Raw genomic sequence first — 25659 nt, forward strand, 5'->3', positions numbered from 1 at the left:
AATGGGGCACAGAGATCACCCGGAGGGCTCGCACCCGCGTTGTCGATCGGTTCTCGCTGACATGACTCGGCTCTTAATCAATCTTTACGGTTTGCACGTTTTAATGTTGTTGCACCGCGAGTGCGGTTAGTTTGTCCGCATGGGGAAGCAGGGGTGAGCTGTCTCCGCACTCGAGGCGCCAGTGTCACGAGCACTGGCGGCTGTGCCGTGCCCGGACGGTCATCTCCTTGGCCCGGAACCGTTCGGGCACGGCTCGGTGCCCTCGATCACTCGGAGACCGGGGCGGTCGGATCGTCAGCAGGCACGGCGCCACACCGCGAAGGCGCCCGGGGCGTTCATCCAGTCGAAGGTGGTGGCGCTCGAGTGCCCCTGCTCGGCCAGGTACTGGACACGCTGGGCAGCGGCGGTGGGGTCGGGGCGGGTGTCGTCCAGCGGCGGTGCGAGACTCTCCGCCGCGGTCTCCACGGTCAGATAGTGGCGGGAGCAGTACCACCCCATGTCGTACTGGCCGTTGAGCCAGGTGGACGCGCTGTTGTCGAACAGCACGAACCACGGGCGCAGGGACGGGTCGTACTGCGTGCGGGGGTCGTCTCCGGGAGCCGGATCACTCATCGCGGGCCACAGGAGGGCCTTCCTCAGCTGACCCGAGGCTGCCAGATCCCGTACGTGATCGGCGTACTCCTCTTCCGTCGACAGATTGTCCAAGTGATAGCCGGCCAGCGTGTGCTCGATCGTGCCGGTGATCGGGTACAGGATGAACTTGCCCCGGAGCTGGTCCCAGGTCGGCCAGGCGCCGGCCCTGGCAGCGGCGTCGAGCGTGGGAAACCGCGTCCCCAGCATGTCCGCGGGAGCGAACACCTTGCCTGCGCCGAGGTAGGTGCCGACAAGGTTGTCCAGCTCGGTCGGGCCCATGCCCGCGTTGCTCCGCAGCCCCCACTTCATCTCCAGCTTGAGATAGACGGGCCCGTGCCCGGGGTGGCTGTCGCTCCATGACCTGAGGTCGGACAGGCAGGTGCGCAAACTGCCGTTGGACAGTGTCAGCCTGACGATCCCTCCGGTCGTGTACTGGCAGTTGTTCTCGTTGAACAGGGGATCCGCGTGGCTGACGATCCAGCCGCCGTCGCCGCCGTACGTGCTGTAGACGTCGATCTCCAGGAAGTGCGCGCCGTCGTCGAGTCCCTGCGTGAGGGACCTACTCTTCGCCGGGTCGTATGCGTTGTGCAGTCCGGACATGGAGACCTGGTCCAGCGGGAGGCCTTCCGTCCCCGCGTCCGCGTATGCGTGAGGGGTCGGCGCCATGATCCACGCGGCCATGACCAGCATGACGGTGGCGATCATGGTGAGCAGCCTGAACAGGATGCGGACCACTGGTCCGTGTCTCATGGGAAGGTCTCCAGCCTGTGAGAGATCTGCCGACGATCCGGGCGTCCGTCTGCGGCGTGGGTGAGCCTCACCCACGCCGCAGACACGGAATGGAGTCATGACGCTACCCTGGGCAGCGGCCTGATGGGGGCATGTTCATGCAAAGGCGGTTCGCCCGGGTGCGGGGAACCGGCCGGGCCGTCCCGGCTTCACCGATCCCCGAGGCCCGGTTTTGCGGAGAAACTCCCCTTCTGATGCTTTAAGTCCCTTTCATCTGCCTGCCCGGCGTGCCGTCATGGTCGTCCGAGGCGCGCGGGGGTCACCATCCCTCGGAGTCCGAGACCTGCACATGCTGTGGCGGGACGCCCTGGGCGCGGGCCCGCAGCCGCAAAGCGGCGAGCGGGAAGATCAGGACGGAGATCATGGCTGCTCCGACCAGGGCTGCCGCTTCTCCCGATTCCATCAGCCCGTCGGCTGCACCGATGGAGGTGATGGCGACGACGAGGGGCAAGCAGGTGGCGGTGTACAGCGCCAGGGCGGCCCGGTTGCTCCGACCCGCAGCACGCGGCGCAAGTGCGTAGACCGGGGTGCCCCGCACCAATGCGAACAGCAACAGGAAGAGGGGGAGCAGCAGCAACTCCTTGCCGCCGTTCAGCAGCGATGCGAGATCGAAGCGGATTCCTGTCGCGACGAAGAACACTGGAACCAGGAAGCCGAATCCCATGGCCTCGATACGCGAGAGGATCTCCGCGCTGCTCTCCGGCGCCGAGCCCTGCAAGAGGAGCCGGGTCACCAACCCGGCAGCGAAGGCGCCCAGGAGCGTATCCAGTCCGAACGCCTCGGCAAGGCCCAGCATGGAGGCCAGCAACAGCATGACGAAGCGGATTGCGAATTGCCCGCTCGTGTGCAGGGTGCGGGCGACCAGTCCGGAGAACCATGCGGGCCGTGGTCGCATGGCCCAGAAGACGGCCGCGGCGGTGACGGCGGCAAAGGCCAGGAGCAGCAGCGACGACTGTCCTGTCGCGCGACCGCTCAGAAGCAGGGTCATGGCGACGATGGGGCCCGAACTCACCGACGGATCCGACGACCATGACGGCCGTGCCGAACTGCCCGCTGAGATCGCCGCTGTCCCGCAGGATGGGCAGGATCGTGCCGAGCGCGGTACTGGTCAGAGCGGTGCCGATGACGATGCTTTTGCCCACGTCGGCGCCGGTGAACGCCAGCGTGACGCCGAGGCCCGCGGCCAGGGAGACCAACCAGGCGTAGAGGGACCGGCGGACCATCGCCTGGGGAGCCGCCGCGAACTCCGTTTCGTAGCCTGCAAGAAAGATGAGCATCGACAGGCCGAGCCTGGACAACAATTCGACTGGCTTGTAGATGTGCGCCCAGTCGAGCACGTCCGGGCCGATGAGGATGCCGAAGACGATCTCGAAGATCACGAGGGGAACGCGCACCCAGCGGCTGATCCAGTGGGCCAGGAGCGGCGACACCACGGCGACACACATGATCAGGATGAGCACCTGCGGATGCGACATGCCTTTTCTTATCACCGGCCTGCCGTGTCGAATGAAGGAAAACGCCGTGCGCGCCCACGCACAGATCACTGCCTCATGGGGCAGGCGAGAGCGTTGTCCGAAACTCCGCCCTAATCTGGTACTGGCCCAGTGGAGGCATACGGGAGGCACCCATGAGCAGCTTCTTCGACCGTGCCAAGCGAGACGCCGAACGCAATCTCCTGGCCATGGGAAAGGATAAAGTCGCCGAATACAAAGAGCAGCGGTCTCAGCAGCACGCCGGTGCTGAGACGCTCAAGCGGCTGGGCGCGGCCTACTACGCGGAGCGGCACGGAACGGGCACTCCTGAGGCCACCCAGCAGGCCCTGCAATCGGTGGAGCAGTATGTCGCGGCACATGGTGACGGCGTTCTCCGCGGTTAGAGTGCCCGGTCAAGTGGCGGTATTCATGCACTTCGCCCCTATTTCGGCCTGAAATAATCCGATGCTTCTTCCGGCCGGTCTGGACGGTCTTCTTTTCGGACATCGCGAGCGGGGTGCGTCCACACCGGCATGCTGACGCAGCGTCACTAGCGGGACACGCAGTGCTTTCGAGCCATTCGCCGTCCTGCCCGCGGCGTGGGTCCAGGCAGCGCGAAGAAGGCGAAGCCGCAGGTGAAAGCGGGATGGACTACGGGTCGAGGTCCCGCAGAAGGCGTGTCCGAAAATCGGTACGCACCGATGCGGTAGTCGGACGGTTGGGTCAGACTTCCGGCGTTGCCCCGGCGGGGGCAGCACTCCATCACGGCCTGTCGCCCATCAGAAGGGAGCCCGCCCACCACATGAGTTGAAGGCCTCGTACGGAGTGTGGGGAGCACACGGTACGGGCTCATGGCTGCGGTGTACTCATGCTTGAGACGCCGGCACGCCAGTTTGATAAGTGACTCAGTTGGCCCGCGTCTGTGGGGGATGCCGGTCAACTGTCCACGGTCGGCCCGCGTCTGTGGGGGACGCGGGCTGACCGTTCTTGCTTCTGCCACTCTTCGGGCTCCTACCCAAGCCGACCGGGTTCTATCCAGCCTTGGTCGCATTTTGCACAGAACCGTCGACGAGTGATCACCATGTGCCTGGCTTCCATGATCGGATCATGCGCGTGGCGCCTCCCGGATCGCATCGTCGTGGAGTCCAATGGCACATGTGCCGACCTGCGCGCCTTCCTGCGAGACCCGATTCCGCGACCGCGGCGTGGCTGCCGCGACGGCCGTGACCGCGATGCGCGGCCGGTCGGGGACGCGTGGTGCGAACCACCTGTCCGCAAGGCGGACATGAAAGCGCCGGCAGTGGCTCCCCCCGAACCGCGGCGGCCGGCCCCCGCCCCGGCCCGCAGGCTGTTCCGGGTGCTGCTGCAGGGCAGCGCCGGGCCCGCCGGCGCGGTCTATGTGGCGGCGCTGAGCCTGCACCTGGCTCTGCTCGCTGTGATGGACACAGCCGACAGCCCGAGTGTCGGGGAGAGGCTGAGGTCCTGGGACGGGGCCTTTTACACGGGCATCGCACGGCATGGCTATCCGGGGGCCTTCTCGACAGCCGGGCATCCCACCGGACACGCCCTCGCCTTCTTTCCCGCCTACCCGGGCCTGATCCGCTGTGTCCACGCGGTCACCCGTCTCGGCTACGGTGCTGCCGCGCTCACCGCCGCCCAACTGGCGGCGATCGCAGCGCTCTTCGCCGTTCACCGGCTGTTTTCCGCCCTGTACGACCACCGCACCGCGACCGTCGCCACGATCCTTGTCGCCTGCGTTCAACCGATGAGCCTGGTCTTCTTCATGGCGTACGGGGAGTCCTTGTTCCTTGCGCTGGCCGCGGCTTCGCTGTGGGCGGTGTACCGCAGGGCATGGCTCAGTGCCGGTGGGCTGGCCCTGCTCGCCGGGCTGACCCGCCCCGCCGCCGCAGCGCTGGCCGCGGCTGTGGCGGTCGCCGCGGGCCAGTGGATGTGGCGGGAACGCCACGTCGCCTGGCGCCCCCTGGCCGCCGTCGCCCTCTCATGCGCCGGAACGCCCGCCTACCTGCTGTGGGTCGGGTTCAGAGTGGGACGGCTGGATGCCTACTTCGTGATCGAGGAGACGGGTTGGGGCACCCACTGGGATGGTGGGAAGGCCTTCGTCGCCTCGCTCGTGGACACGCTCACCCGTTCTGACGGCTGGGTTCTCGTGAGCACCTGCGTGCTCCTGCTGTCATGCCTCGTGGCCACCGCCGTCGCCTGGCAGCGCACCGCTTGGCTTCCCTTCCTGGTCTACGGCACCGGCATCCTGGTGATCGCCCTGACGCAGAGCAACTTCCAGCATTCGAAGTTGCGTCTTGTGATTCCGGCGCTGGTGTTCCTCGTCCCCGTCGCGCGTGTGCTGTCCAGGGCCCGGCCGCTGGCCGCCGTGCTCGTCCTGACTGCAGGCGCGCTCTTCGGCAGTTGGTACGGGGCCTACATGCTCACGGTCTGGCACTACGCCATCTGACCACGACGAGGGCGCCGGGACTCCCGGCCCCCTCACGCAGTGTCCGCCGCCGAAGGGGCCGGGAGCGATGAGTGGCGAGCGGCTCAGTTCAAGAAACGACTGAGGAGCCTCGCCGTTCTGAGGCGCACCAGGACTCCCACCTGGCTTCCGCTCGCCGTGGTGCCGCGGTCCCGGCGTGGTGGGCGCGGCCCAGAGATTATTGCACTGTACGTGCTAGTTCTCTAACTCCAAAGGGGGCCGCTCGGCAGGGGCCGGAGCGGCGGCGCGGCCGGTGGAGGGCACCCTCACACGCGGATGATGATCTTCCCCCGTGTCCGTCCGCCCATGCTTGCCTTGAAAGCGTCCGCCAGCTCCTTCAGGGGGAAGATCATGGAGACAGGAACCGTCAACTGCCTCGCGTCCGCGAATGCCGCGAGGGCGGTGAGGTCCGCAGCGTTGGGACGCACCCACATCCAGTGACCTCCCGCTGCGAGCACCGTGGGGTCGGTGATCGAACCGTGACGTCCGCCCGGGGCGAGAATCGCACGCGTACTCGCCAGCATCCCGCCGACGAAGTCGGTCACCACGCTCACCCCCTCGGGAGCAAGCGCGTGCACGCGCTCCTCCAGGCCTTCGCCGTACACGACGGGCTCGACCCCCAAGGAGCGCAGCCAGTCGTGGTTCGAAGCGGACGCCGTACCGATGACGCGGGCGCCCAGGATGCGGGCGATCTGGACGCCCAGACTGCCCACTCCGCCCGCCGCGCCATGGACCAGCACCGTGTCTCCGAAACCGACGTTCAGCCGGGTGAGGCTCTGGTAGGCGGTAAGACCGGCCAGCGGCAGGCCCGCGGACTGCTCCCAGGTCAGAGCGACAGGCTTGCGTGCCAGACAGCGGACCGGAACGGTGACGAACTCCGCGAACGTTCCTCCGTGCACATAGTCCTTCCGGGCGTACGCGATCACCTCGTCGCCCGGTACGTACTCAGGTGTGTCGAGGCCGACCTGCTCCACGACGCCGGCCACGTCCCATCCCGGAACCACGGGGAAGACCGTGTCCATGAGGCCGCGGAGGCCACCGCTCATGATCTTCCAGTCCACGGGGTTCACGGCCGCGCATCGGACGCGTACCAGCACCTCTCCGGGCCCGACTTTCGGGTACTGCTGAGAGGTCAGAGACAACACCTCCGTACCCCCGAATTCATCATAGGCCATGGCGCGCATTGTTGAATTATTAGAAAAGCTCATGGATTGTGCCTTCTATGATTCCGGGGGTTTCAAAACACGGCATACGGTCAAGAAACACTAAGCGGCGCCCGGTTGATGAGCAAGGGGTTACTCGGCGGCGGTTGCCTGATCGAGGCTGCCTGCCTCCGGAAGTCCCCCACGCGGCGATGTCGGCACCATCAACGAATGGATCGGCCGACATGGCGAAATGTGCCTTCATGGAAAAGGCTGCCGTCCGCTCCCAGAATTCGATCCCCTGAGCTGAAGGCATGGAGAATGCGGCACCGAAAGACCCTTACCGATCGGCTCGCGCGTCCCTTTCAGCGAGCTTCTTGAGGGTGAGCAACTGCTTCCGCATCATGATCAGATCACCCCAGGCCAACCCCCGGCGCCGCAACGTCTCAGAAGCACCGCTCCGCTTCTCCACCGCCACCCGTACGACCAGTCGGCAGCGGCCGTCCGCTGACGGGACGACCTGGTAGCTCACCGCGACATCGCCGTGGCGCGCAGCGCGCTCCGGCGGCAGCGCGCCGGTGATGTGTACGGGCTCCTCGAACTCGGTGACCCGGAAGATCAGGAATGACTGTCCGACGGACAGTGTCGGAAGGTCTGGCGTCAGCCGCCGAGGGCTCTTGCTCCCCGCGAAGTCGACCCAGTCGTAGCTGTAGGGGGCAACCCGCAGTTGCTGCACCCATCGAAAGACGATCTCAGCCGGTGCCCTGATCTCTACTGCCCGCGTCCAGCACTCGTACGGCTGCCGGATGTACCTCTCGCAGGCGAAGGTGTTGGCCTGCTCAGACCGAGAGGTATTCCACGTTTTTCCATGGATTTTCATACCGCTCCTTTCGCTCGATGCGGCGTCCCCCATCGAGTTGCCGGGGGGCTTGTCAAAGCGTAAGCTTAAATTCCAGTTTGTCCCATGATTAGAGGCACTATCATGGAAGCATACGGCGGTTATCCTGCGATATCGGACTACGCATTCCTGAGCGACGGTCACTCTTCGGCCCTCATAGCGAAGAATGGTTCAGTGGAATGGGCTTGCTTCCATCGGTACGACGCCGCTCCCGTCTTCGCGGGGATCCTGGACCGGAAAAAAGGCGGGCACTTCAGTATCAGACCGGTGGGCGAGCACGAGGTGAGCAGACGCTATCTGCCCGATACTAACGTCCTCGAGACACGGTTCGAAGCCGAGGCCGGTGTGGTCACCCTCACCGATTTCCTTCCGGTGCACGAGGTGGAGGGACGCCCCGGCTCACCTGGACGGCGCGCACCGGGCCACGCGTTCGTACGCAGGCTGGCCGGGCAGACCGGCACGGTGGAGATGGAAGTAGAGTTCTTCCCCACCTTCGACTATGCGAGAGCCGCTTCGAACATTCGTGTCGAGGAAGGACGGGTTACCGCCACCAGCGGAACCGAACGCCTGACGCTGGATCACGAGTCACTGCCCATGGACGAGTCCGGTGGCGGCCGAAGCGTGGGTCGTCTGACGATCTCCGAGGGTGACGAGACGCATCTCGTCCTGACGTCGACTCTGACACGCGAGACGCCGCCGACGCCCATGGATGCCGAACAGCCAGTGCGCCTGCTCGAAGAAACGGTGACGTTCTGGCGGAACTGGGCCTCCCGCTGCACCTACAGGGGGCCCTACCGAGAGGCCGTTGTCAGAAGCCTGCTCACCCTCAAGGGACTTATTTACGACAAGACAGGGGCGCTTGTCGCGGCCCCGAGCACCTCGTTGCCCGAGGAAATCGGCGGTACACGCAACTGGGACTACCGCTTCACCTGGATCCGTGATTCGTCTGCCATTCTGGCGGCCCTGGCGGCGACTGGCTACCTGGAAGAAGCGAAAAATTTCGCCGATTGGCTTTTCTCGGCGACCGAGGGAAACGTCAAGAATCTTCAGATTCTGTATGGAATCGGAGGGGAGAGGGATCTGGTCGAGGAGCAACTCGATCACTTGGAAGGTTATCAGGGATCGAGGCCGGTGCACATCGGGAACGCCGCCTATGGCCAATTCCAGCTGGACATATACGGTGAGTTGATCGCCGCTGCCTACTTCGCGAGCATCCTGCCGGGATATCAACTGGACAAGAGCCGGGCACCTTTCGTCAGAGACGTGATTGATCTGGTCATCCAGCGCTGGCAGGATCCCGACGACGGAATCTGGGAGGCGCGGACGAATCGTCGGCACTATGTATTCTCCAAAGCGATGGCGTGGCTGGCCATCGAATGTGGAATACGGATGCTCGATAATTACCCCGACGTCCCCCGTAAACCTGAACTGCGCTTGCGCTGGGTGCAGGCCCGGGACGAGATCAGGAAAGTCATAGAGGAGAAGGGAATCGACCCGGAACGAGGCTGCTTCGTGCAGTCATTCGGGGCAGCCGAACTCGATGCCGCCACTCTGCAGCTCGTCCTGCGCAGGTTCCTGCCTGCGGATGACCCCCGGATCAGTGCCACCGTCGACGAGATCGACGGCCGTCTGACCAAGAACGGGCACGTCTACCGCTACCTCACGCAGGACGGTCTCACCGGCGGCGAAGGCGCGTTCACGTTCTGCACCCTGTGGCTGGCCAGCTCGCTGGCACGGACAGGGCGGATCGACGAAGCCGAACAACGGCTGGGGTTGGTCCTGGCCTGTGCGAACGATGTGGGTTTGCTGGCCGAGGAGGTCGACCCCGCGACTGGACATCAGCTGGGCAACTTCCCCCAGGGCTTCAGTCATCTCGGCGTCGTAGCAGCCGCCTTGGAGATCGAAGCGGCTCGCGCGGGCGGCTGGTGATCAGGCGCCGGCGTCACTGGTCCGGCTCCGAGCATCACCGTTTTTGGGGGCATCGCGTCAAAAATGGTAAGCAAAAAGCAACTCGCAGAAAGGGAGGTGGAAAATACTGTCCGGAGGCCGAACACGCCTTCCTCGACGCCTCCAGCGCACGCGTCGGTCGCACCGGAAAGCGAACGGATAGGTGACGGTCAACCCGCGTTCGCGGTGTGCCGGGCCCCGCGCCCGTGTGTGCGTGCGGCGACAGTTTGGCGCGGGCGCCGGCGTGAAACCGGCCGCCGTAGGGCCGGCGTCTGGCGCGCCGTTGTCACGCTGACGACCGTGAACAGCGTGGGCCGGCCGAACTGGCGCCCCCCCGTCCGGCGGTGGGACACTGAGAAATCATCTGGGAGACCGGACGACGCCGCTCGCGCCGCACGGACACGGCGACGTGACCTGCTGTGTTCGATCGATTGCGTTCCGCGCAAAAATGCACGGTTACCCTGCACTTTTGATTCAGGGGCGAAAATGTCTGATGACCAGGTTTCCGTGGGCAATGAAGAAATCCCTTTCCTGGAACCAGCAGAGGACGATGACACGTCCCCCCAGGAGGTGCACGCGACTCCTGTGGACCACGAAGCGGTCGCACGAATCGTGGCCCGTCTGCCGGCGGCCCCTAACACCCCCCAGGCGATCCTGGTGTACCGGCAGGCGGCATCGGCACCGGCTGCCTCGGAGCGAACCTCCCCCCGGGTGGCCGAAGAAAAACGGCCACCTGTCAAACTACCTATGCGTGATTTGCGGACACACAACATCGATGCACTGAAACGAGTGCCCGAAGGGGGCAGTGTCAGCTTTTCCGTCCAAGCCCTGCCACAGGACCAGGGGCTGGCTATCATCCTGCTCAATCCACCCCGTCAGTGGCCCCGTGAGCTCAGGACAGTAGCCAGAGGGAAAATCACTAAAACGCAGAAGGGTAAACGCTTGGGGCGCAACCGGGGTGAGCTTCAGATAGAGGTCACCGGCAGCGTCACCGATTCTCAGATCAGCCAATTGCTCAATTTCACGAAAAAGAAGCAGACATTTACGCGTCGTCCCCTGCAGGGGGCAGACGAAGGCGGACGCCTCGCAGAGGTGAAAGACGGGGTGCCGGCCGAGAGGGAAGAGAAAATGCTCTCGGCCGATCCCACGGCAGAGCGCGATTTCGTTTCGAGCGTGGGTTCCCTGCTTGTCCACGTAGCGGCTGTGCGCGAGACGGTGAAGGCCATGGAGCCCGAGGAACTTGAGTCGCTCCGCCAGGAGGTATCGGCCTACGAGCGCAGAGTGGCCCTGCTTCGCGCCTGGCTCCGGCACGGTGTCGACCCCCAGGAATCCGAGACACCCGACATGGAGCAGCTGAAGGGCGCCGTCGACTGGACGCAAGAGCTGATCCGCGAGCACGGAGAGGACGTCGAGCGGCTGAAGAGGACGGCGGAAAGCCCCGCCTGGGGAAAGCTGGCCGAGTACGAAGGTGACTTTGCCCGGGCCCTGCGCGGCTACCAGACGGCAGTCCACGGGAGGATGACCACCGAGGCAAGGCGGCAGCAGACGGCCTTCACCTCGGCCGTCGGCGAGATACGTGGCTGGCAGAAGGGGCAGGGACGGGCCCGTGAAATGTCGGAACTGCTTCGGCAGGCCGCCGTCGCCCTGGAGGAGTACCAGGCCCCCGGTCCACGCGAAGTCAAAGGCGCGAAGAGCAGCGTGCGCAATGAGCTGGTGGTGATTGGGCACGGAGTCTACAAACCGAACCAGCAGACGTTCGTACCGGACGGCTGCGAGATCCGTACCCTGACGGAGGAGGATTCCTTCGTCGCCATAGGGATGGGGGTGGAGGCGGCGGTGGGGGAGCTCAAGGCGGTGCGCACGTACCGGCCCAAGGAGATGATCCCGAACCTGTCGCTGTCCGCGGGGAACCCGAACGAGACGGTGCGGCTCAATCGTTTCCTGGAGAGCACCTCCCGGCCGATCCTGCGCAAGGTGATCCTGGTGGGTTCCGTTCCTGCGGTGGCCAAGGCATCCGATCCTCCCGGAGCGCCGCCGGGGCCGGTCACCCTGGAAAGCGGCATCACATTGTGCAACGGATACGGGGCGACGTGTGACAGGAGCACGGGTGTTCACCATTGCACCGGCCTGCTCGCCCGACTGACCGGTACGGTGATCCTCACCGCCTGCACTGCCCCCATGGGTTGGTCAAGCGACCCCTCATTCGTGGCCAAGCGCGAAACGCCGCGTACGTTCACCGACCTCGAGACGAAAGAGACCGCCACGGCAGGGCTCAAACCATGGGAGGCCGATCAGATCTACGCCCATCCCGAGTTGGGTCGAACCCTTGCGCCTGCCAAGAACTGGGTGAAGATCTTCCAGCGAGGTGCCACAGAAGGAGAAGGCAATGCCTGGCTCCTGCTGTCCGAGGAGCGCAGATCGGCGCTGGATGTCGCTCAGCCCGAAATCGGCATACTGCTCCAGCGCCCGGAGAACCTCTGGATCACGGCCCCGGGTGTGGAACACCCCTTCCAGCGGGAGACTCCTCGAAGGAGGGGCGCATCGGCCTGGCGCGCGAGGACGCAGGCGGAATTCGACGCCCTGTCAGGTTCCTCCGGTGATGGGGAGATCCACGTCGTCGACACGCGTGGCGAGACGCTCCGCGTCAGTCGAACCGGCACACATTCCGTGTTCGTCTACGGCGCTCCTGGGGCCGTGACCATCAGTGTGTCCGGAGGCAATGTGGAGGTGGAGGCCTCGGCCACGGTCACCAGCGTGTCCGGCGGCGTCGTGAGTACCAGCGGTACAGCGAGGGTCGGCAGCGTTACCGGCGGCAGCGTGTTTGCCAAGGGCTCATCAGTGGTGGACACCGTCAGCGGCGGCACCGTGAGCGCCAACGGTGCGGCCACCGTCACCACCGTCAACGACGGCGCCACGGTGCTCCTCGACGAGAACGCGAGGGTGACCACCGTCAATGGCGGCACCGTGACCGCCGATGGTTCCTCGAGGGTCGACACCGTCGAGGGCGGCACGGTTACCGCCAGGGAGTCGGCCACGGTCGCCGTCCTGAACGGCGGCACCGTGAACCTCAGCGAATCGGCCACGATCACCACCACCAACGGCGGCACGACGCACCGTACGGATTGAGGCAGCCCGGCGCTCGGTACAGACGGATTTGCCGGCTACCTCCACGGAACAACAGCCGCGCCCGCGTTCTCGTAGTGGTCGCACAGTGCTCGCAGTACACGTGCCAACCGGCGGGCATGAGCCATCGGTCCCCCGTCTCGCCGGCTGGGCCCGGTGGCGAGCTTACGGCGAGCCTCGCCGATGCAGGCAACCGCGCAGTTCCGGAGGACACCGGTCTCCGGCAGATACCCGATGGCCGCACTCGCCTCGGCGATCAGCAACTCCAGGTGCCCCCGCAGCATTACGGTGATGGTGTCCAGCTCCTCCGGAGGGGGAGGCGCCGCCGTCGGGGTGATATCCGGCCCCAGCAACATGTCTGCTGTCTCCCGCATCGTCGCGATGTCCGCCGGCAGCAACTCAGGATCGCTCTTCCTGGGTATGTTCACCAGCACACCACCTGCTCGTCCCAGCGACGCACATTCCATCAACTCAGTGCCCCTGCCCTGCACTTGAGGCCACAACCGTCGGGGACGGCACGGAAGGCCGCCGGTAACGGTTCTTCAGGGATGCATACGTCCGGCCCCGCCCGTTTCCTCAACGGACGGTCAACTCCGGGGGCCGTCGGCCGCCGCGCAGGCCCTGGTGGCCGAGAACGGCGCACCGGTCGACGCGCTGGCCGAGGAGGACCGGAGCTGACAGCCGGGACGAGTCACCGGCGCGCAAGGAGCGAGGACCGCGGCTCCCAGAGCGCTTCAGCCGGTGGCCTCCAGCACGGCTATTGCCGCGTTGTGCCCCGGCAACCCCGCTCACTCCCCGCCGCCACGAGCAGCCCGGTGGGCCGGCCGCCACGTTCCACCGGCGTGTACGACGCGATGGTGCGGCCCCGGACGCGGAAGTCCAGCCCGAGGTCTCGCACGGCGGCGACCAGGCCGTTGTGGCCCCCTCCGACGCAGCAGGCACTCCCCGTGCGACCGGACTGCTTCGGCGGGCAGTCCACCCCACTGCCCGCTCCGGTCCGAACGGAGTTCCGTTGTTCGCGGCCCCCGGAACCCCTAACTCGCCGGCCTCCGAAGGGACAGCGCGTCACGGTGCATTTCATGCGGGAAAGCCATACCCCTTAACGGGTCTTTACCTGTCACACGCATAGAATCTCATTGCACCGCGAGGGCGAATAGTCTGCGGATGACGCCAGCGCGGACTGTGCCTCGAAACGCACTCGGAGACCGTGTGGAGCCGACCGGCCACCTCGGTGTCTCTGCCCGCTGTTCGACCAGGCTGACCTCCCCCGGAACGCCTGACGAACAAACGGCACGGTGCCGTCGGGGAGGCCGAGGGGTGCGGGAAACTTAGAGCGGAGGGACCGCACCCCTCGGCAGTACCCCGAGAAAACAGGCGAGCCCTCGCTTGATATTCAGTGGAGAGTCGGGGTTTCGCCGCCGGCAGGTTACTGGAAAGCGTGGCCTGCCGTTCTAAGACGCCCATAACCCATGCACGCGGCTGAGCCCCGGGCTGGCCGGCCAAGAAAGAAAGTACGACGTGGACACACCCAGCATCTGTCAGTCCACGGCCTCCCAGGCCGACTTCGTCGTCGTCGCCAACCGGCTGCCCCTCCACTTGGACACGTGCGACCCGAGCGCACCGCGCTGGCGACGCAGCCCGGGAGGACTGGTCAGCGCCCTCGAACCCATATTGCGTGCCCGGCGCGGCGCCTGGGTGGGCTGGGCCGGGACCACCACCCAGGTCACGGAAGCCGCCCTTCCCGACCAAGAAATCCACATGCAGGCCGTGCCGCTGGGCGAGAACGAGTACCGGGAGTACTACGAGGGCTTCTCGAACGCCACACTGTGGCCGCTGTTTCACGATGTGATGGTGCCGCCGGACTTCGACCAGTCATCGTGGCACAGCTACCAGCGCGTCAACCAGCGCTTCGCTCAGCAGGCTGCCGCGCTCGCCGCCCCAGGAGCGACCGTCTGGGTTCAGGACTACCAGCTCATGCTGGTCCCGGCGCTCCTTCGGGCGCTGCGCCCCGATGTGCGGATCGGCTTCTTCCTGCACATCCCCTTCCCTCCGCCTGAACTCTTCCTCCAGCTTCCCTGGCGCACCCAGATCATGGACGGCATCCTCGGAGCCGACCTGATCGGCTTCCAGCTGCCCGGCGGCGCCCGTAACTTCCTGCACCTGGTCAGCAGGCTGCGCGGCCACGAAAGCGTGCGTGAGGCACAGCGGCCGCCCCTCCTGGGCAAGGTGCTCAGCGGCGGCAGGAAAGTCAGCGTCGGTGCCTTCCCGATCTCCGTCGATGCGTCAGCCATGGAAGAGCTGGCCCGCAGCAAAGTCGTTCGTGAGCGAGCACGGCAGATTCGTCGTCAACTGGGCGGCTCCCGGAAGATCATGCTGGCGGTGGACCGCCTCGACTACACCAAGGGCATCGACCAACGGCTGCGCGCCTTCGAAGGACTGCTGGCCGACGGCCGGGCCGCCGCGAAAGACACCGTACTGGTCCAGATCGCCACGCCGAGCAGAGAACGCGTCGAGCACTACCGGCTCCGGCGCGCCCGCATCGAAGCGCAAGTCGGGCAGATCAACGGGACGTTCGGACAGGTCGGTCAGGTTCCCGTGCACTACATGCACACCACCGTCGATCACACCGAACTCGCCGCCCTGTACCGCGCCGCCGACGTCATGCTGGTGACGCCGTTGCGAGACGGCATGAACCTGGTGGCGAAGGAGTTCATTGCCGCCCGCCCCGATCTCGGCGGGGCACTGGTGCTCAGTGAGTTCGCCGGCGCCGCACATGAACTCACCCGGGCGCTGCTGGTCAATCCCTACCATCTCAGCGAGCTTAAAGACGTCATGGCCGCAGCGCTGGAGCTGGATGAAGCCGACGCCCGGAGCCGCATGGGATGCCTGCGGCGGCACGTCTTCGAACGGGACGTCCACCGCTGGGCTCACTCATTCCTCACCGTGCTGGGTGACGGTGGACACGAGCCAGATCTCCCGAACGTCGCAGCCCTCCCGCGCGCCGCGATGGTCGCGTGAGGGCCCCTGAAGCAAACACGCTCACCATCGACCACCGCTGCGAGAGAACGACGTGACTCCCGAGGAACTCCTGCTGACGGCGGCTGCCCTGATCGAAAGGGATGGCTGGCACCAGGGCAGCCTGTACAAGGTCTGTGCCGCAGGCCCCGCGGATACCGGGGAACAGGGACGTGCGCACTCCAAGACGGCACCTGTGTGTGCTGTGGGCGCCCTATACCGAGCCGTGTGGGGATCGGCGACCATCGCTCACGAAGGGCCGGCGGACGAGCTGATTTCTCTGGCCTGTGACGCGCAGGAGCGGCTGGAGAGGGAGATCGGATGGAGCCTCCCGTTCTGGAACGACGCTCCCAGCCGCACCGCCGAGGACGTCATCCTCGCCATGCGGCGGGCAGCACACCACGGCTGCGCTTCCTGACGGGCGATAGAACATCGCGTCGCCGCTCTCTCGAACGTCCCCTACCGTTCTGACACTACAATCCAAGCTGTGCCTTTGCCTTCGGCGAAATGTTTGTATGTCAACCGGTCGCCTATCGAGCCGTCGATGGGGTCGCAAACAATGAGGCGCTTGTCATTCCCCCTCTCCACATATCCGACAACCACATAGTAGTGGCTCGACGCGGGCCTGGCGATCATAAAGAGATGGTTGTCCGCGATCACTTTCTTGACGGTTACGTCTTCGTCTCCGCCGAATGAGAACGGTTCATGGCCCTCACCAAGCAGTCCGGCCGCTTCGAACTGCGGGGATCCCCCCGTATTATCCTGCAGGGCGTCGAGCGAATTTCCATTCTTTACTATCTCATTCCAGACTTCCTTCACCCCGGGGTCTGCGTTCAGTCGCTTCACCGCCGCCGCATAGTGCCAGTCCCATTTCGCTCGGTCCTTTGATCCTTTCTCTCTCACGAGGATGTCGTCTATGACACATTGTTCTTGACTTCTGGGGAGTCCGTATGCGCTGCAGACGATGGACATGGCCGCTGCATAACACGTGGAGCCTTTTAGCAACTGCTTCTGGGCGTAGGAATTCTGCCACCTGGCAGCGACTTGGCGAAATTCCTGAGAGTCATCGTCCGAGATGGCGGCGGGAATAGCGTCCGGAGCGTCGACGAGACACCCTTCCTGGTCCAGCGGGTATTCGCACATCCAACACTCTTTTGTGCACTCTCTGTGATAGAGGAACCCGGTATTATTTATTGCGTGCACCGGGCGCTGCCAGTTGGGACACTTGACAACTGGCTTGTCCGTGACAGGAAATAGGGTCTCCAAGCAGATGGGGCAGTCCTCTTTTTGGAGAAGCGTTGGGACAGTTTCCTGCAGGTACTTCTTCCTCGCTAGCTCATCCACGTTCCCCCCCATCTTTCGCTCGGACTCGGACTCCTTGACCTCATGTGTCCTGGATTCCGACGTCGTGGTCTCAAATTCCTCTTGATCCCGAGTACCGGGTTGGCTGTAATCCGTGACCCATTCGCTCCTGCTCGACATATGTGCATCCAGGTTGAAACCACCGCCCGACCCCGTCGTCGAATCCGGAATCATTCTCCCGATCTCCTTTTCCTCTTCCTCCTCTTCTCGCTCCTGAGTCTGAGGTTCGCTATCACTCGTGATCCATTCGACTTCGCGAAACGCTCCCAGGTCAAAAGATGGGGGCTGTTCTCTTACGAAGCTCTCCACAGCACGGGAAACAGCTGTCTGCGTCGAAGGCCAAAGATCGGTCTGCGGCGGCGTGCGGCTTGTGGGATCTTCTGGTGTAGCCACGTGGATTGCTCCTTCTAAATCCAACAGCCAAGTACTCAGGGTGATGGAACCACTCCGTTGGCGAGACGCGCTTCCTGTTCTGATCGTCAGAGCCATCCTTTCCTAGGGAGATTCGCATTCCCCAGACACTGGATCAAGAAGCCACCGGGACACCTGTAAAGCAACCCTTGCTGCCCCATCGGGCAGGCATGCCTCAACCCTCGACAGCAAGCGCCTCCCGCGACCACCCCGGCCCACACCGAGGCGCTCATCCACCTGTCGGGCCGCCATCGGTGCTCGGCTCGCGGCGACCCGCTCGTCGCCGCCTGTCGACGAGCGACCCCCGGCCGGTCCCTTCGACGGCAGGACCGCCGCGACTGCCTCGTGGCGTCATACCTCCCCATGAACCACAACGTCCTCGCCCGTGACGAATGGAACCCCATACGGCGAATTGAAACCCATACACAGCACGCCCATGCGCGTGGATATAGGCTGACCTTGCGAGGTGAATGCCCTTGACAGTCCTGGGTGACCCGAGACTTCACTTGGAGAGGGCGCTGCCATGGTTGGGTTCATGGTCATGATCCGTGCGGGACGCCGCGTTCTCTCCCGGATCGTTCAACGTCGTCATCCCCACGCAGACTCCAAAGGGGACGCGACCGCACCTGCACGGGTCCAGGAAGAGCAAAGACGTCCCGGAGCGTGACCGGGGCCGCATCTGCACCGATGCAAGCCCGCATCTCCAGGGGCGTACCGTATGACGGCCTCCCGGACCCGCATGCCGGTTTCCCCCGAACCTCGGCAGCCAGGTCGAAGACACGGCGACCCGGTCCTGGTGGATCCGGCGAGCGCCATTCGCTGATGGCCCGGCTCAGCGCGCTGCGCCTAACCCCTGTGTGTACGGTCGGTGACAGCGGCGGATACGCGTGAGGAGTGGTCACTTCGATGGACGCATATGAAATCGAGACTCTGTTGCTGGAGTGCCTGCCGGCGGATGCATCGCCCAGGAGCGAATATCAGTCGCACAGCGTGAGAAGACTGGCCGCGCTCCTTGCCGATTACGAGGAGCGCATCGCAGTTCTTGAGAGCCGGATCAGCGGCGAGTAGTCCTCTGGGCCGAAGTTCCCCGGCGAATCAGGCAATGATCTCTGCGTGGTCGCCAGGGGCATCGTTTTTGCGGCTGGCGGATGCACCGGCGTTCGATGGTTGCAAACGCAAGCAAATGAGTGAGGCGCCGGCCCCGCGGGCCGGTACCTCACCGTAATTGGACGAACTGAGGTCGGTGGACGCCCCCGGGGCTCAGAAGTTGAAGAGACTGCTCTGCGTTGCGACGTTGTTCATCTCGCAGGAGTTGGCGAACGCGTGCTTCCAGGACGTGTGGGTCCCTTGCCAGACGCCGTCGACCGTGATGGTGACCGGTGACGAGGGGTTCGTACAGGCCTGGTCCGATGCCGGGGGGACGAGGGCGTCGAGCTGTCCGTGCACACTACGGAGTTCCGCACAGGCATCGATGGCGTCGGGATGGGTCCCGTCTGCTCTTGGCGCGCAGCTGAGCGTGACGGCACGAGCCGCAGTGTCGGTGGTTCCGCCGGGGTAGGACATCGTCAGGACGAGCGCGGAAGGGGCGTAGAGGCTCGTCGGCGCGGCGGTTGCCGTGACGGAGGTCGTGACGAGAGTGGCAGTGATCAGACTGGCAGCGGCTATGACGCCACCGGCAAGACGCAGGCGCATGACAGCTCCTTCTTTCGGAACGGGAAGCCCGGGAGGGCGTCCGGGCCGCGAGAAGCTTCACCTGAGCAACCGTCAAAGGCCAGTCGGCAGAGCGCGTTTCAGACGCACCCAGGTCGTACGGGCCGTGTGAACATGATGTGTACAGGTCAGACCGCTGTCCCGTCGATGAAGATCGTCATTCACGAATAGTTGAGTGTGAATGACGCTAGTCGCGAGAAGGGGAAACAACGGCAGAGTTGATCCCCCAGGCTTCGCGGATTGTCCGAAAGAGCTCACTCGAGCCCGCATACCTCTCCACGTTCACCGGCGGGCGGCGGTCACCTTCCGTGCCCGCCGGCCGCTGACCGAGGGCGCTCCCGCTTCACAGGTGCCGGTCGCTCCGGTTCAGCCGACGACGATGCATTCCTCACCGAACTCGCTGATGAATGCCCCATAGCTCTCTTGGCGAGCACTTCCGTCGATGGGATCGAAGTAGTCGACTCGTTGTCCCCCTCTGTCGGAGGTCCCGTAGCCGAACACCACGACCCAGTGATTGTTGCTTCCTGCCATGATGAGTTTGTTGTCGTCGACCGCGCCTCGGATGTTGACCCGGTCCTGGGAGCCACCCGGTGCAGCGAATGCGATGGTGTTCCTCCTGGTCGTGCTCACGCCTATCCCCGTGAGGATGGGCTCACCCTGCGTGTATGTCAGTTCCTCGATCGCGTCCTGACTCATACGGGCCTGGCGCTGCCGCACGGTCCACCCTGGATAAGTAAACCGCAGACCGTCGTACTCCCTCTTGTAGTCGGCGAAGCGACCCTCACCGAAGTGGCTGTAGGCGAAGTCGTGGGCGCATTCCCTCGGCGTCTTGGCAGGATGGCCGAAAGCCTGCCACACAGCCGACGCCGAGGTGGCATAGCAGAGTTGCCCCTCTTGTTCCTGCACGAACGCGGCCTGCCACCGAGCAGCCGTCCTGTCCGCCCAGACCTCCGGAGGTTTCGTCGTCGGAATGCTCGGCTTTTTCACCCAGTAGCGGTCATCGCTGATCGGGAACCTGCACCCACCACACAGTCCACCGGGTGAGACCAAACAGTCGCGGTGGAAGAAGGGGCCCGTCGCCCGATGTTGTGCACTGTTTCCGTCAGGACAGCGCATGACGGCCTTCTCACCGGCGCCGCTTTCGAAGTCCAGGTCCTCACCGCAGAAGGCGCCGCACCGAGGCTGTGCCAGGGAGGACCCGGACTTCTCCTCTTGCTCGGGGGCATGGACGGTCTTCTCCTCCTCCACCTCCTCCCCTTGGTCAGGGGGCGCGTCGCGCACCACGGCCGGGCTGTAGGACCGCACGAGCTTGGTCTCCTGCTGCCGTCCGGGAATAACGAACTGATCTGCCAGTTGCTCGAACTCATCGAGCGTCAGGTCGTGAGGCTGCTGCTTCCGCTCCTCGTGGCGACTTGCCTGTTGCCGTGCTTGCGGTTCGGACGCGCGGGAAGTCTGGGGGCGCGGGTTCGAGGAGACATAGGAACGCAGCGTGCCCATCAACCTGGTCAGCCAGTCTTGAGGTGGCGGCGACGTCATGGATGCACCTTCTTCTTCGCCATGATTCGGAGTCGACGGCCTCGGTGCGGGATGGGTGGGCCGTCCGCAGTGGTCCCGGTCCGCGCGATGCACGGGCAGCGGAGCCGGCGATACCTGAGGGCCGGACCGGCGCAGCGGCTTACCAGCGAGCGCAAAGCACTCCAGAACAGCGCCGCCTATCTCTGCTTTTGTGCCTCTGCGTCAAGAAGCCCCATGAGTTCTTCGGTGGTGACGCCGTCCAGGGAGATCCCTTGTGCTGCGGCGGCCTCGCGGAGGGTGGCCACACCATCGCGATACCACTGAGCCAGAGCGGCGGTGGCCTCGGTGTCCTCAGAAGGCCGGCCGGCGACCTTCCGCAGCATGAGGCGCAGCTTCGACACGACGGCGTCGGACGGCGGGTCCGTCGCCGTGAACTGCAGGACAGGCCCGGCCACGTCGAGGCCCGCTGGTGTGTCGTAGTTCTCCGGCAGTCGAGAGCGACTGCCGCTCGGGGCAGTGGAAGCCGGAGCATGTGGCGCCTGCGGCCTGCCAACCGGATGGGACATCGTTCCTTCCCTCCTGCCCGTGTCCGCGAAAGGCGAGCCGCCCCAGCAGCTCGTCACCACGCCACCACGATCGGCAACCTCTCGGGCGATCCGTGCATCTGCTGCCCGCGTACTCACCGATGCCGGGGCACCGTTCCTTCCAGTATCGCCTCATGCCCGCCCGACCGCCGACCGCAGCGCAGGGCCGCTGAGAGCTGGGAACCCGCCGAGGTGTTGACGGTGTTCGCCATCAATATTTCTCGTGGACAGAACCCCCGGACTGGCGGTAGCGGCAGTGAACAGGGTGGCCATCGCATGGGCAACACAACGGCGTAGGCTGGAATCAGCAGACACTCCGTCCAGCTGAGGTCACTGTCATGGCTCTCCACGGAACACGACGTCTTCCGGTGGGAATCGCAGCTCTGACCACCGCATGTGTGCTGGGGGTGGTCGGACTGACCACGGCCGGTGTCTCGGCGGATCACGACAACACGGCCCATACGGCTTCGAAGGCCGCAGTTGCCTTACGGCACCAGCCGGGCGGCAAGCACTCCTCGTGTCACGCGGGACACTGGCATCGCACACCGCATACCAAAATCTGCTCACTTCAGCCCACTGCCACGGTCACCGTAACCGCCTCCGTGGCTCACACCGTGACCGCGTCCGGCCCCACACAGACTGTCACCGTGCCGGTGACAGTGACCACCACGGCGTCGCCCGTGACGACAACGGTGACGGCCTCGCCGCCCACCCAGACCATCACTCAGACGGTCACGGTGCCGGTGACTGTCACCGCGGCGTCTCTGACCGCGACCGTCACCGAATCGATCACTCCCGCGCCGGTCACCTCGACCGTCACCGAAACAGTGCCGCCCTCACCGACAGAGACCGTCACCGTGACCGTCACCCCGGCGCCCGTGACTTCCCTCGTCACGATAACCGTCACCCCGCCCTCTGCTGCCGGCACCGTGACGCAAACGAGCATCCTGCCGTCGGTCACTCAGACAGTCACACAATCTGTCAATGCGTCATCGCTGGGGTGACACGGCCCAGGATGGTCTTCCCCCTTCTTTGAAGCGCGAGTGATGGATGGACGATCGACGCAACCGTCTTATGCCACCGTCATTCGGTGGCTAGTATGCAATCATGCCTGTCACCACTATGACCCTGCGCATCCCCGATGAACTTGCCCCCTCGATCAAGGCGGCCGCATCCGAGGCCGGCTTGAGCGTGAACGCGTACGTAGTGCGCGCCGCCCGCCGTGCCGCCACCCTGGACGCCGCGCAGCAGCTCGCTGCGCTCGGCCTCGGTGACGACCTCACGGGCGAGGGCGACACCCTGTGAATCGCGGTGAAATTTGGACCCTCGCCGATGGCCGCAACGTCCTGATCATCAGCCTGACCGGCTTGGAACAGTCGTACGGGGCTGTCCTTGCGATCGTGCTGCACGACAGCGGGCGCTACCCGGACACCGCCATGTCGGTGGTGTTCGGCGACCCGCTCCCCTGTACCGCCGTCGCTGTCAACATCGTCCAAATGCGGACCGACCGGTTCGAGGGCGCAAAGCTCCATGGCCCGATTGACCCTGTGGCTATGGCCCGCGTGGATCAGGCCCTACGCGCCGTCCTCGACCTGTAGCCCGACCCTGATCGAGGAGCTCCGGCGAGGGTCTCCGCGGCAGCCCCCTGCAGCGAGAGCTCCAACCCTTGCGTAGAGGGCCGGCACCCACACACGGTTGCCCCCTCCTGCCGCTGAACGCCCCCCGGCGCGATGTCCGGCTCAGCAGGTCCAGCATCAGCTGGACCGCCTTGTCTTCGGACTCGGTGGAGCGGTCGCCAAGCGGTCGCCATACGACTGAAGTACTAGAGCGACCCGCTTTCATCTCTCTGCAAGAACCCATCCACCGCTTCATCGAATACGACCGCGATCGCCTTTCTCATCTCATCCGCGGCTTCGCTCGCGCCCGGCCCGGACTCCGGCTTCGGCATCCCCGCGAGAATGTCTTCGATGCGCTGCTGTCGATCCACCACCGCCGCACCTACGCCGGCTTCTACGTCAGTCGGCGCGGGAGTGGCTGGTAGCGGCAGGAGCCAATCTTGGGTGCCCCTTTTCAGACACAAAAGGCGACCCGTGGTGATTTCCCTGTAAAGGGTGCCGCGGTCATCGTTCTGCAGCTCGGCGATCTCCCACCCGGCTGGAGCAGCCGGGGAGGAATAACGGGCCTTAAGTGTTTGGACGATTTCGGCTGTCGGCGGCTCTCGGTCCGTTAGAGACGTGACCGCCCTGCGGATGAGGTCACTCCCGTCGGCCGTTTCGTTCACATTGCCTGGGTCCTGCCAGTCCGGTTGAGTCACTGCCACGCCTCTTTCTTGACGAACGTTCCGATTACCGCGCGTCCCCGAGGCCATAGATCAGCTCCGCAACACCCGCCACCGGACGACCCACAGGAGCCGCCCACCCCCGCGCCTTTGCCCCGTGGTCAGCCCACAGGTTCCGTCATCGCGGGATCGCCTTGCCTCAGAATATCCTCGATCAATGTCTTCAGACTGAGCGCCAGTTCGCTTCGAAATTCAAACAGACCACTCCCCATCTCGGTCCTGAGTTCCTCGACTGAGATCACGGGCTCGGAAGGCCCCTGGGGAGTCTCGCTGATTATTTCCTGCAGCACTTCGTTTATGATTTCCTCGCTCAACTCCTTGGCCATGCTCACTACGTACGCCTGGTCAAAGAGCTCCTCGCGGACGTCGAGCTCCTTACGCTCGGGGGCGGAATCTCGGACTTCCTCGGCCCCACCCACGTCCATGACAAATTTTTCTTTCTCGTACTGCTCGAGGACGTCACGTGGATATTCCTCGACAAATTCTCTCGCAACGGAGCGGACCTGTTCGATCCCCCGATCGCCCAAGACATGCTTCAGCCACTCCCTCTTCTCTTTCTCCTGTTTCCTTCTCCGGATTGCCTCTTCCTCCCTGTCCCGCCTAGCCTGCTCCCCAGACATCTTTTCCTCTTTAGGGCCTCTCCTGGACTTCTTCCTTTCCACCGGGTTCGACATTGCTTCTTCCTTTCCTGACCACTGCGCGCGGGCCTGGCCGCCCTGGTTGGCGTCGCGGGCCCACTCCCTGGGGCACACCTCCAGCCGGGAGTAGCCCAGCTGGAGATCCTCATATACAGCCTGGTCCCGCCCCGCAGCCGGGGCAACTTCAGCTTGCCTGTCTTCGCGAGCGAGCGACACCCGGCGCCGGCTCGGATGCGGTCCCGGCCAGCCGGTGCCTACATTGGACGACGAGCCCAGGCGTGGATGTACTGGGGCCATCGCTCGACACCTCAGCGCGCAGGCCCACGCTTGGACGAGGAAGGGAGGAGCCGCGATGGCCGTCTACGGCAATTCTCAAGGCATCACCGACTTGCGGAAAATCGATGAGGCAATAGATCGGCCACGAGAAATGTTTGGACCCCAGCCACCTCGGAGCCACGGATAGCATTGAGAAGGACGAGCGTATGGGGCCCCGGGCCGACAGAATCGGAGATACCTGCAAGAGCATGCTGCGCGAAGGAGCGGGAAACCAATGACGCCCAAGAGGAAGCTAAAAAACGCAGCTAAGGTACAGGTCAAAGCTCGTGGCAAGCCAGCCACGAAGAAAAAGGTCAAGAAAATGGCCGAAACCGCCATCGCTTCACGACGATCCCAGCGCGCGAAGGCGGGGAAGTCATTCGCGCAGCTCATCGAAAATAATGCGCCAGCGGCCGGTGGCGAAGCATTCGGCGGCCCGCGTGGGTGCAAGCGGGCCTACGTGTCACTTAAGGCACACCCTCTCTCGTCGGGCGGATTGGGGTCGGATGCGGATGCTAACCTCCCGTCGTGCATCAAGACCGTTAGGGCGCACTACGGGGGAACTTGGGTATCGGGGCACGTCATCAACGCCGATTTCGGCGGCAACGGAAAGAAAAACTTCAATCAGACTTGCCTTACCAGTGGGGCGAATAGAGATCACACATTCGATGAGGCAACCAAACTAGCCTGGAAGGGGCTGACCGCCACAGTCGAGGCAATGTTCAAGGAGGCGTCGACGCCGGATGCGGTGAAATACGTCGAGAAAAAAGCGACCAAATGGCTGATCAGAGTCGAGGGCAGGGTCTCGGAGGATGCCTGGGCTGAGGATGGGCCAGGGCGCTACGTCGCCGATTCCGTCACCTACACCGCTGTCCAGGAAGGGACGCCAACGCTGCCCGAGCTCACGCAACACATGGGTGCTAAGGCGAATGCTCTCTGGGCTCAGGTACAAAGCGTCGGCCGCGCCATCGTGAGTCCCCACGTCGTGGCCCAGGCGGACGGGGACCAAAACGAGTGAACAACCCGTTGCGGCCTAGCTGAACGGAATTCGCGGAGCGAATTCCGTTCTACTCGAAATTGCGGAGCAATTTCGAGTCTAGGACAACGGAGTTGTCCGCTGGGCAGCGGAGCTGCCGGCGCCGCGCGGAGCGCGGCGCTTTTTTCCGCCGCGTAGCGGCGGCGCGGCGTGTCTGCGGAGCAGACCGCGCGGACTCGTTGGGCCCGCCAGGCCGCCGCCGCCGTACGGGACTCGGCCGGGCTGCTGGAGTGCGCCAAACTGCAC

20 protein-coding genes and 2 pseudogenes are annotated in these 25659 nt (G+C 64.7%); 9 read left to right on the forward strand and 13 right to left on the reverse strand.

Going from position 1 to position 25659, the window contains the following annotated elements; all coding sequences use genetic code 11:
* Window positions 1-294: 294 nt before the first annotated feature.
* Window positions 295-1383: a Ca2+-dependent phosphoinositide-specific phospholipase C gene (locus ABZ854_RS32380; RefSeq protein WP_361218149.1), complete on the reverse strand. Its 1089-nt coding sequence runs from the start codon at window positions 1381-1383 to the stop codon at window positions 295-297.
* Between the two features lie 298 nt (window positions 1384-1681).
* A pseudogene (locus ABZ854_RS32385) lies at window positions 1682-2897 on the reverse strand (cation:proton antiporter).
* A gap of 152 nt (window positions 2898-3049) precedes the next feature.
* On the opposite strand from ABZ854_RS32385, the gene ABZ854_RS32390 reads away from it, so the two are divergent.
* Both ABZ854_RS32390 and ABZ854_RS32395 read left to right on the forward strand, forming a co-directional pair.
* Window positions 3050-3298 carry a hypothetical protein gene (locus ABZ854_RS32390; protein ID WP_361218152.1) on the forward strand — a complete coding sequence of 83 codons (249 nt, stop codon included), beginning with the start codon at window positions 3050-3052 and terminating at the stop codon, window positions 3296-3298.
* Window positions 3299-3966: 668 nt separating this feature from the next.
* Window positions 3967-5361: a hypothetical protein gene (locus ABZ854_RS32395; protein ID WP_361218155.1), complete on the forward strand. Its 1395-nt coding sequence runs from the start codon at window positions 3967-3969 to the stop codon at window positions 5359-5361.
* 284 nt (window positions 5362-5645) lie between these two features.
* Here the strand turns inward: ABZ854_RS32395 and ABZ854_RS32400 are convergent, their stop codons facing one another.
* Window positions 5646-6563 (reverse strand): NADP-dependent oxidoreductase, encoded by a 918-nt coding sequence (locus tag ABZ854_RS32400; protein WP_361218157.1) that lies wholly within the window; start codon window positions 6561-6563, stop codon window positions 5646-5648.
* Window positions 6564-6861: 298 nt separating this feature from the next.
* Window positions 6862-7257: a hypothetical protein gene (locus ABZ854_RS32405; protein WP_361218160.1), complete on the reverse strand. Its 396-nt coding sequence runs from the start codon at window positions 7255-7257 to the stop codon at window positions 6862-6864.
* 246 nt (window positions 7258-7503) lie between these two features.
* On the opposite strand from ABZ854_RS32405, the gene ABZ854_RS32410 reads away from it, so the two are divergent.
* A complete protein-coding gene (locus tag ABZ854_RS32410; protein WP_361218163.1) occupies window positions 7504-9348 on the forward strand; it encodes a glycoside hydrolase family 15 protein in 1845 nt (614 codons plus the stop codon).
* A 504-nt stretch (window positions 9349-9852) separates the two neighbouring features.
* Complete coding sequence (locus ABZ854_RS32415) at window positions 9853-12492, forward strand: DUF4402 domain-containing protein (RefSeq protein WP_361218166.1); 2640 nt, start codon at window positions 9853-9855, stop codon at window positions 12490-12492.
* Between the two features lie 35 nt (window positions 12493-12527).
* Here ABZ854_RS32415 and ABZ854_RS32420 read toward each other — a convergent pair whose 3' ends face one another.
* Complete coding sequence (locus ABZ854_RS32420) at window positions 12528-12917, reverse strand: DUF6415 family natural product biosynthesis protein (RefSeq protein WP_361218168.1); 390 nt, start codon at window positions 12915-12917, stop codon at window positions 12528-12530.
* Between the two features lie 374 nt (window positions 12918-13291).
* Window positions 13292-13468, reverse strand: a pseudogene (locus ABZ854_RS32425) (FAD-dependent oxidoreductase); the annotation flags it as partial.
* A gap of 539 nt (window positions 13469-14007) precedes the next feature.
* Between ABZ854_RS32425 and ABZ854_RS32430 the strand changes: the two are divergent.
* On the forward strand, window positions 14008-15507 hold the full coding sequence (locus tag ABZ854_RS32430; RefSeq protein ID WP_361218171.1) for a trehalose-6-phosphate synthase: 1500 nt from the start codon (window positions 14008-14010) through the stop codon (window positions 15505-15507).
* A gap of 456 nt (window positions 15508-15963) precedes the next feature.
* On the opposite strand, the gene ABZ854_RS32435 is transcribed toward ABZ854_RS32430, so the two are convergent.
* Window positions 15964-17259 (reverse strand): hypothetical protein, encoded by a 1296-nt coding sequence (locus tag ABZ854_RS32435; RefSeq protein ID WP_361218173.1) that lies wholly within the window; start codon window positions 17257-17259, stop codon window positions 15964-15966.
* 924 nt (window positions 17260-18183) lie between these two features.
* On the opposite strand from ABZ854_RS32435, the gene ABZ854_RS32440 reads away from it, so the two are divergent.
* Entirely contained in the window at window positions 18184-18345 is a 162-nt protein-coding gene (locus tag ABZ854_RS32440) for a hypothetical protein (RefSeq protein WP_361218176.1), read from the forward strand.
* Between the two features lie 192 nt (window positions 18346-18537).
* Here the strand turns inward: ABZ854_RS32440 and ABZ854_RS32445 are convergent, their stop codons facing one another.
* The 4 genes from ABZ854_RS32445 to ABZ854_RS32460 form a co-directional block, all read right to left on the reverse strand.
* Window positions 18538-18969 carry an SSI family serine proteinase inhibitor gene (locus tag ABZ854_RS32445; protein ID WP_361218179.1) on the reverse strand — a complete coding sequence of 144 codons (432 nt, stop codon included), beginning with the start codon at window positions 18967-18969 and terminating at the stop codon, window positions 18538-18540.
* A gap of 384 nt (window positions 18970-19353) precedes the next feature.
* Window positions 19354-20523 carry a hypothetical protein gene (locus ABZ854_RS32450; protein WP_361218182.1) on the reverse strand — a complete coding sequence of 390 codons (1170 nt, stop codon included), beginning with the start codon at window positions 20521-20523 and terminating at the stop codon, window positions 19354-19356.
* A gap of 176 nt (window positions 20524-20699) precedes the next feature.
* Window positions 20700-20903 carry a hypothetical protein gene (locus ABZ854_RS32455; RefSeq protein ID WP_361218185.1) on the reverse strand — a complete coding sequence of 68 codons (204 nt, stop codon included), beginning with the start codon at window positions 20901-20903 and terminating at the stop codon, window positions 20700-20702.
* Window positions 20904-21810: 907 nt separating this feature from the next.
* On the reverse strand, window positions 21811-22047 hold the full coding sequence (locus tag ABZ854_RS32460; protein ID WP_361218188.1) for a hypothetical protein: 237 nt from the start codon (window positions 22045-22047) through the stop codon (window positions 21811-21813).
* Window positions 22048-22193: 146 nt separating this feature from the next.
* Here ABZ854_RS32460 and ABZ854_RS32465 point away from each other — a divergent pair, with 146 nt between their 5' ends.
* The gene (locus ABZ854_RS32465) at window positions 22194-22391 is read left to right on the forward strand and encodes a toxin-antitoxin system HicB family antitoxin (RefSeq protein ID WP_361218191.1); all 198 of its coding nucleotides are present in this window, start codon (window positions 22194-22196) and stop codon (window positions 22389-22391) included.
* Window positions 22388-22684, forward strand: a complete 297-nt coding sequence (locus ABZ854_RS32470) for a hypothetical protein (RefSeq protein WP_361218194.1) — start codon at window positions 22388-22390, stop codon at window positions 22682-22684. The genes ABZ854_RS32465 and ABZ854_RS32470 overlap by 4 nt, the downstream gene beginning before the upstream one ends.
* Before the next feature lie 224 nt (window positions 22685-22908).
* On the opposite strand, the gene ABZ854_RS32475 is transcribed toward ABZ854_RS32470, so the two are convergent.
* Window positions 22909-23406 carry a hypothetical protein gene (locus ABZ854_RS32475; RefSeq protein ID WP_361218197.1) on the reverse strand — a complete coding sequence of 166 codons (498 nt, stop codon included), beginning with the start codon at window positions 23404-23406 and terminating at the stop codon, window positions 22909-22911.
* Between the two features lie 119 nt (window positions 23407-23525).
* Entirely contained in the window at window positions 23526-24278 is a 753-nt protein-coding gene (locus tag ABZ854_RS32480; protein ID WP_361218200.1) for a hypothetical protein, read from the reverse strand.
* Between the two features lie 334 nt (window positions 24279-24612).
* On the opposite strand from ABZ854_RS32480, the gene ABZ854_RS32485 reads away from it, so the two are divergent.
* Complete coding sequence (locus ABZ854_RS32485; RefSeq protein WP_361218202.1) at window positions 24613-25395, forward strand: hypothetical protein; 783 nt, start codon at window positions 24613-24615, stop codon at window positions 25393-25395.
* Window positions 25396-25659 lie beyond the last annotated feature (264 nt).

It is taken from the genome of Streptomyces sp. NPDC047028 (assembly GCF_040644095.1).
Lineage (GTDB): Bacteria > Actinomycetota > Actinomycetes > Streptomycetales > Streptomycetaceae > Streptomyces.

What these genes read in the sequence shown, in the direction of transcription:
- ABZ854_RS32380 (WP_361218149.1), bottom strand. Translation starts at nt 1,383, where the DNA reads ATGAGACACGGACCAGTGGTCCGCATCCTGTTCAGGCTGCTCACCATG.
- ABZ854_RS32390 (WP_361218152.1), top strand. Translation starts at nt 3,050, where the DNA reads ATGAGCAGCTTCTTCGACCGTGCCAAGCGAGACGCCGAACGCAATCTC.
- ABZ854_RS32400 (WP_361218157.1), bottom strand. Translation starts at nt 6,563, where the DNA reads ATGCGCGCCATGGCCTATGATGAATTCGGGGGTACGGAGGTGTTGTCT.
- ABZ854_RS32410 (WP_361218163.1), top strand. Translation starts at nt 7,504, where the DNA reads ATGGAAGCATACGGCGGTTATCCTGCGATATCGGACTACGCATTCCTG.
- ABZ854_RS32415 (WP_361218166.1), top strand. Translation starts at nt 9,853, where the DNA reads ATGTCTGATGACCAGGTTTCCGTGGGCAATGAAGAAATCCCTTTCCTG.
- ABZ854_RS32440 (WP_361218176.1), top strand. Translation starts at nt 18,184, where the DNA reads ATGGACGCATATGAAATCGAGACTCTGTTGCTGGAGTGCCTGCCGGCG.
- ABZ854_RS32445 (WP_361218179.1), bottom strand. Translation starts at nt 18,969, where the DNA reads ATGCGCCTGCGTCTTGCCGGTGGCGTCATAGCCGCTGCCAGTCTGATC.
- ABZ854_RS32450 (WP_361218182.1), bottom strand. Translation starts at nt 20,523, where the DNA reads ATGACGTCGCCGCCACCTCAAGACTGGCTGACCAGGTTGATGGGCACG.
- ABZ854_RS32465 (WP_361218191.1), top strand. Translation starts at nt 22,194, where the DNA reads ATGCCTGTCACCACTATGACCCTGCGCATCCCCGATGAACTTGCCCCC.
- ABZ854_RS32485 (WP_361218202.1), top strand. Translation starts at nt 24,613, where the DNA reads ATGACGCCCAAGAGGAAGCTAAAAAACGCAGCTAAGGTACAGGTCAAA.